Annotated in this window: 8 protein-coding genes; 2 read left to right on the top strand and 6 right to left on the bottom strand. The window is 59.7% G+C overall.

The genetic code is table 11. From position 1 onward, the window contains the following. Positions 1–236 precede the first annotated feature (236 nt). A complete protein-coding gene (locus ACOMDU_RS05865) occupies positions 237–1,082 on the top strand; it encodes a hypothetical protein (RefSeq protein WP_421129468.1) in 846 nt (281 codons plus the stop codon). A 45-nt stretch (positions 1,083–1,127) separates the two neighbouring features. Here the strand turns inward: ACOMDU_RS05865 and ACOMDU_RS05860 are convergent, their stop codons facing one another. Genes ACOMDU_RS05860 through rpe form a run of 6 tightly spaced genes read right to left on the bottom strand, consistent with a single transcriptional unit; the run spans position 1,128 to position 5,363 of the window. Then, positions 1,128–2,177, bottom strand: coding sequence for an AAA family ATPase (locus ACOMDU_RS05860; protein ID WP_421129466.1), 1,050 nt, complete (start codon positions 2,175–2,177; stop codon positions 1,128–1,130). 11 nt (positions 2,178–2,188) lie between these two features. Next, positions 2,189–2,698, bottom strand: a complete 510-nt coding sequence (locus ACOMDU_RS05855; protein ID WP_022135265.1) for a Gx transporter family protein — start codon at positions 2,696–2,698, stop codon at positions 2,189–2,191. A gap of 4 nt (positions 2,699–2,702) precedes the next feature. Further along, complete coding sequence (locus ACOMDU_RS05850) at positions 2,703–3,107, bottom strand: NusG domain II-containing protein (RefSeq protein WP_421129463.1); 405 nt, start codon at positions 3,105–3,107, stop codon at positions 2,703–2,705. Beyond that, positions 3,082–4,116, bottom strand: a complete 1,035-nt coding sequence (locus tag ACOMDU_RS05845) for an FAD:protein FMN transferase (RefSeq protein WP_421129462.1) — start codon at positions 4,114–4,116, stop codon at positions 3,082–3,084. The genes ACOMDU_RS05850 and ACOMDU_RS05845 overlap by 26 nt, the downstream gene beginning before the upstream one ends. Then, a complete protein-coding gene (gene recR / locus ACOMDU_RS05840; RefSeq protein WP_022135262.1) occupies positions 4,113–4,712 on the bottom strand; it encodes a recombination mediator RecR in 600 nt (199 codons plus the stop codon). Before recR ends, ACOMDU_RS05845 begins: the two co-directional genes overlap by 4 nt. Before the next feature lie 6 nt (positions 4,713–4,718). After that, positions 4,719–5,363 carry a ribulose-phosphate 3-epimerase gene (rpe, locus tag ACOMDU_RS05835; protein ID WP_421129461.1) on the bottom strand — a complete coding sequence of 215 codons (645 nt, stop codon included), beginning with the start codon at positions 5,361–5,363 and terminating at the stop codon, positions 4,719–4,721. A 347-nt stretch (positions 5,364–5,710) separates the two neighbouring features. On the opposite strand from rpe, the gene ACOMDU_RS05830 reads away from it, so the two are divergent. Further along, on the top strand, positions 5,711–6,142 hold the full coding sequence (locus ACOMDU_RS05830) for a ribonuclease P Rpr2/Rpp21/SNM1 subunit family protein (RefSeq protein WP_421129460.1): 432 nt from the start codon (positions 5,711–5,713) through the stop codon (positions 6,140–6,142). Positions 6,143–6,156: the final 14 nt, after the last annotated feature.

Raw genomic sequence — 6,156 nt, 5'->3', positions numbered from 1 at the left:
ATGCCGACTGAGGGTTGACGATTTGAAGTCCAGACGGATCAACTCCATATTTGCTGCGCTCATCAAGTCAGGGATTGGAACTGTCTTTCTGCTGTGCATAGTTTGCCTCCTTTATATTGTGATGCTCACAGTATAAAGGGAAATTATGCACAGCATCTTTTTAATTCTCAAAGAAATTTCAATATTTTGGAAGGAGGTCTTTTCATAATTGCTTACAACTCATAATGGAGCAGGAATTGGATAAGCTGCAAAAGGTGATTTTGAATGACCGCAGAGTAGATACATCTAAGCAGTTTAAGGATTCTATTCAAGTCGACTTCGTTAATTGCACATTTGAAGATGCTTGGCAGATGTACAAAATCATGCCTTGCAATGTGGCAAAATACACATTTGATCAGTGTGAGTTCAACAACAGCACTACGGGATATGCCATTACGCTGAATGTGGTGGAGCCTGCTTTTGACAATAGAGCCATTTCCTACACGCTGACCGGGTGCACTATTAACTCCACTAACTCCAAGGGCCGCGGCATTAATGTTATTCCTGGTGTACCGGTGGGAAGTGACACCGCAACCTTAGGTAATGCCAAACCTACGGTGGTGATCTCTGGCAGTACTTTTAATTTACCTACGGAGAACTCTGACAATATGGCGCTTCAGATCGCCGGTAATTGGGATGGCGCGAACCTTTCTGATGCGGGCCAGGAGATGATCACCTTTTCCGATAATACTGTTACAGCGTATGCGGTGGTGCGAATTCACAGCAGTATGAGTGGAAATACGAGTGATAGTGTAAAGTACATTGCAAAGTTTTCAAATAACAATTTGAAAGACGTTGTTAAATTCGCTGTTGCCAGTGGAGAGACCGATAGAGTTAATGAGATTGCCGAGCTCTATGCGGAGAAAGTCAATAGCAGTAAAGTGATCTCCACCGGCGGCTACTACTACCACCCCACCACCGACACCAAGGCGGACGAGACCAAGGGTTCTCCCAAGACCTTTGACGCGGGCGTGGGTATCTACGCCGTGACGGCTGTCCTGTCCGTCACCGGCATGGCGTGGGTCGGCAAAAAGCGGCACTGAGCGAACAAAAAAAGAAAGCCCATACGGGCTTTCTTTTTTTGCGTGTCAGTCGTCCAGCTTGCCGCGGGCATGGAGCACATCGTCGGGGGTGATGGTCATCAGGTCCTCGCGGGTGACGGTTTCCAGCTTGGCCAGACGGTTGTTCTGGGCCACCAGAATGTGCTCGAACAGGTTGCGGACGCCGCGGGCATTGCCGAAGCTGGGGTCGGCGCTCTCCTCGGCGATGTAGTCGCGGACCAGGGGCTCGGCCTCCGGCGCGAGGACGTAGCCCTTGCCGCAGCGCATTTTGAAGATCTCGAACATCTCCTCCGGGGTGTAGTCCTCGAACAGCAGGAAACGGTTGAAGCGGCTCTCCAGACCGGGGTTGGAGTGGATAAACCTGTCCATCAGTTCCGTGTAGCCCGCTACGATGACCACCAGGTCGTCGCGGTGGTCCTCCATGGCTTTGAGGATGGTGTCGATGGCCTCCTGACCAAAGTCGTTTTCGGACTTGCCGTTGAGGGCGTAAGCCTCGTCGATGAACAGCACGCCGCCCATGGCCTTTTCAATGACCTTCTGGGTCTTGAGGGCGGTCTGGCCTACGTAGCCGGCCACCAGACCACTGCGGTCCACCTCCACCAGTTGGCCCTTGCTGAGAATGCCCAGACTGCGGTAGATGCGGGCCATCATGCGGGCCATCATGGTTTTGCCGGTGCCGGGGTTGCCGGTGAAGACCATGTGGAGCGACATATCGGTGGTGGGGAGGTCGTGCTGCTCGCGGAGCTTGTAGACCTGGACCATGTTGATGAGGTCGTGGACCTCGTCCTTGACCACGTTCAGGCCGATGTAGGTGTCCAGCTCGGCGAGTAGGTCCTCGATTTTTTCCGGAGGCGGAAGCTCCTCGGCTTTTTCGGGCGCGGCATCGCCGGGCTTGGCGTCGGCGGTGGGGGGGACGGGCTTTTCGGGCGCGGCAGGCTTTCCGGGGGCGGCGGGGGCCTTGCCAACGTCCTGGAAGGGCGTGCCCCAGAAGTCGCTGCCCATGCGGCGGACGTTGTTCTCCGTCATGGAGCGTATCACGTCCAGCTGCTGCAAAATGATCTGATCTTTCTTATCCATAGTGGCACCTCTCAGTGAAATCGGATATGCCGCGTGGCACGCAGCAGAAGCGCAGTGATGAAGCCGGTCAGCGCACCGGTGAAAAGGGACACGGCCAGCAGAAAGGGGAGATAGCCCAAGACCATGGTGCTGCCAAGGGTGATGACCGCCGCGGCCATCTGGCCGATGTTGTGCGCTGCCGCGCCGCCGATGGATACGCCGTAGACGCTGAGCTTCGGCAGGCGCCGCAGGAATATCATCACCAGCATGGCGGTCAGTCCGCCCAGCACGGAGAACAGCATGGCCGACAGGTTTCCGGCAAACAGTCCGCCCAGCAGACAGCGGGTCAGCAGAATGGCCAGCGCCGCGCCGGCACCCAACTGATACAGGGCGAACACCGTCACGATGTTGGCAAGGCCCAGCTTCACGCCGGGCAGGGGCACCAGCAGGGAGATGGGGAACAGCCCCTCCAGGGTACTGAGCCCCAGCGCCAGCGCTGCCAGCACGGCGCAGAGGGCGATGTTTTTTGCTGTCCACTTCATGTGCTCACCCCACGATCGCGTCAGGCGCGTCCGGCGTGGACGCGCCCTCCAGGTGGACGACCACCTGGGCAGGCAGGCACACGATGGACTGCCCGGCACGGGAGATAGCCCCGGTGTGGACGCAGTCCTGGGTGGGACAGTCGCTGTCGGTCACGGAGACGGCGCCGCCCTCGGCGGCAATGTGCAGCGTATAGCCGCGGCTGGTGACGGTGGCCTCGGTGAAGTCGGACAGGGGGACACGGCGGACCTCCTGACCGGAGATGTCGATGACCACGGTGAGGGCGCCGCTTTGGTTTTTGGGCAGATAGAAGCACAGCGCGGAGACGACGGCCAGCAGCACGACCGCCAGCGCCACCAGCGCGTCAAAGCGGTTCCATTTCAGTTCAGGAGGCGAGGAGCTGGTAGACATAGGCGGTTCCGTCCTTTTCGTTGAAACAGTCGGCCAGACCGGGGGTGTAGACCACGCGGCCGTCCCGGGTGATGAGCACCATGTCGAAGGACATGCTCTGGGAGCGCCAGAAGTCCACGGCGGCCTGCTCACCCATAACGTACAGGGCGGTGGAGTAGGCGTCGGCACGGGTGCCTTGCCCGCCGAAGCCACCCCGTGTGACGACGGAGACGCTGGTCAGGTCACTTTGGACGGGATAGCCGGTCTTAGGATCGAGAATATGCTGGTACACCGTGCCGTCCGGCGCGGTGAAATAGCGCTGGTAGCCGCCGGAGGTGACCACAAAGGCATCCGACAGGCTCAGGGTGCAGACATAGCCCTCGCTGTCGGCGGGATCCTGAATGGCCACCGACCAGGGCTTGTTCTGGGCGTTGGTGCCGTAGACGTACACGTTACCGCCCAGATTGGCGCAGCCGCCGGTGAGGGCGCTGCGGTGGAACAGGACGGCGGCGCAGTCGGAGGCGTAGCCCTTGGCGATGCCGCCCAGATCGACGGAGCAGCCCTCATCCAGAGAGATGCTGCAAAATTCGGACTGGTGGACGTGCTCATAGCCCACCAGAGGCAGCAGCGCGTCGATCTCCGCCTGAGAGGGGACGCGGGGGCTGTCGGAGGTGATGCCCCACAGCTCCACCAGCGGGGCGATGGTGATATCGAAGGCACCGTCCGTTTCCTGGCTGTGCTGCAGCGCCCACGACAGCAGCTGCGCACCGTCCTCGTCCCAGACGGCGGAGCCGTCACGGTTCAGACGGGAGACCTCGCTGGTGTCCACCGTGCGGGAGAGGGAGGATTCCAGCGTGTTGACGGTGCGGCTCAGGTCAGTCAGCACGTCATCAGCGCCGTCGCCGATGGCCACGAAGGTCATGTAGGTGTCCATGGCGAACAGGGACAGCTCGGTGGGCCGGGCGGCGCCGCAGCCGGTCAGAGACAGCGCTGTCAGCGCGGCCAAGATAAGGCAAGCAAATCGTTTCACAGTTCCCGCCGCCCTTCCAGCGCACGCATGAGCGTGGCGTCGTCGGCGAATTCCAGGTGACCGCCCACGGGAATACCATAGGCCAGGCGGGTGACCTTGACGCCGAAGGGCTTGAGCAGCCGGGCGATGTACAGCGCCGTAGCCTCGCCCTCGGTGTCCGGGTTGGTGGCCATGATGACCTCAGTGATGCCGCCCTGGGCCACGCGGTCCAGCAGGGATCTGATGTGCAGATCGTCAGGGCCTACGTGGTTCATGGGGGACAGCACACCGTGGAGCACGTGGTAACGGCCGCGGTACTCCCGGCTGCGCTCGATGGCGATCACGTCCCGGGGGTCAGCCACCACGCAGATGGTGGCGTCGTCGCGCTTCTGGTCGGCACAGATGGGACACAGGCCGCCGGCGGTCAGGTTCTGACACACGGGGCAGAGGGTCACGTTGCGCTTGGCGTCCATGATGGCGTCGGCAAAGGCTCGGGCCTCCTGCTCCGGCAGGGACAGCACATAGAAGGCCAGCCGCTGGGCGGATTTATAGCCCACGCCCGGCAAGCGGGCGAACTGCTCCACTAATTTTTCCAGCGGAGCGGGAAAATACTCCATAGGATGTTACCCTCTCAGTTCTTTGATCTTGGCGGGGATGTCGGCAGCCTTGTATACGGCGCTGCCGGCCACCAGCACGTTGGCACCGGAGGCGATGCAGAGCTTGCAGGTGTCGCCATCCACGCCGCCGTCTACCTCCAGTTCACAGGCGGGGTTCATGGCATCGATATAACCGCGGATGGCCTGTACCTTGGGCATCATATCGGCCATAAACTTCTGACCGCCGAAGCCCGGCTCCACGGTCATGACCAGGATCAGCTCCACCCTGTCGATGAAGGGCAGGACGGCGCTGGGCGGGGTCTTGGGCTTGACCACCACGCCGGCCTTTTTGCCCTTGGCGTGGATCTTGTTGATGGCGGAGAGAATATTCTCCTCGGTGTCCGCCTCCACATGACAGGTGACGATGTCCGCACCGGCGTCGCAGAATTGCTCTACATAGCGGACCGGGCGATCGATCATCAGATGGACATCCAACGGCAGGGCGGTGGTGGGACGAATGGACTTGACCACCGGAATGCCGATGGAGATGTTGGGCACGAACAGGCCGTCCATCACGTCCACATGGACGTAGTCGGCGGTGGAGATCTTTTCGATGTCACGGGCCAGGTAGGCAAAATCCGCGGACAGGATGGAGGGGGCGATCTTGATCATAGAGCAGCTTCCTTTCGCGCCGCACTGGCAGCAGTGCGGCGGCATAGTATGGGATATGCAGGCCCCGCAGTGCGGCAGACAGCGCAGCCGATCCCGCCCGGAGAGGTCGGGGCCTGCGGCGAGCCGGCGGGTGACCGCCGGCTCGCGGTGCATAATCAATTTATTATAGCATAGGTTTATGGCGAATTGCAAGGCGGCGGGACTGGTTTTGCGCCGGCAGTAAAAAAACAAAAATTTGTCCATTCTGTGAATTTTGAATAAAAGGGGTTTACCTTTGCTGACTTTTCCTGTAAAATATCTTGTCAGAAAACCTGCGGTGTGGACGCGGAAGGCAAAGGGACGGTTTTATGAACTTCTTGCAACGTATTGGCAACGCGCTGTCGCGCTTCATGTATGGGCGCAACGGTGTGGACCGGCTGACGCTGACCATGGTCTGGACGGCTCTGGTACTGGATATCATCAACATTTTTCTGCGGGAGAAGGTGCCGCTGGCATACAGCATCATCGGCACCGTGGCCGGGATCATCACCCTGCTGGCACTGTTCCGGATGTTTTCCCGCAATCTGGAGAAGCGGCGGGCGGAGAACGCACGGTTCATGGAGAAGGTCTGGTGGCCCATCAGCCGCCGTATTGCCGGGAAAAGGCAGCAGCGGATGGATAAAGAGCACTGCTACTTTACCTGCCCGGGCTGCGGCGCGGTGTGCCGGGTGCCCAGAGGGAAAGGGCGCATTGTCATCACCTGTCCCCGCTGCGGCAATGAGATACACGGAAAGTCATAAGGATGATAAAAAGC

This window comes from Vescimonas sanitatis (genome assembly GCF_049060325.1).
Taxonomy (GTDB): domain Bacteria; phylum Bacillota; class Clostridia; order Oscillospirales; family Oscillospiraceae; genus Vescimonas; species Vescimonas sanitatis.
The sequence above is the reverse complement of the archived record's forward strand: the minus strand, read 5'-3'. Positions and strand labels throughout refer to the sequence as shown.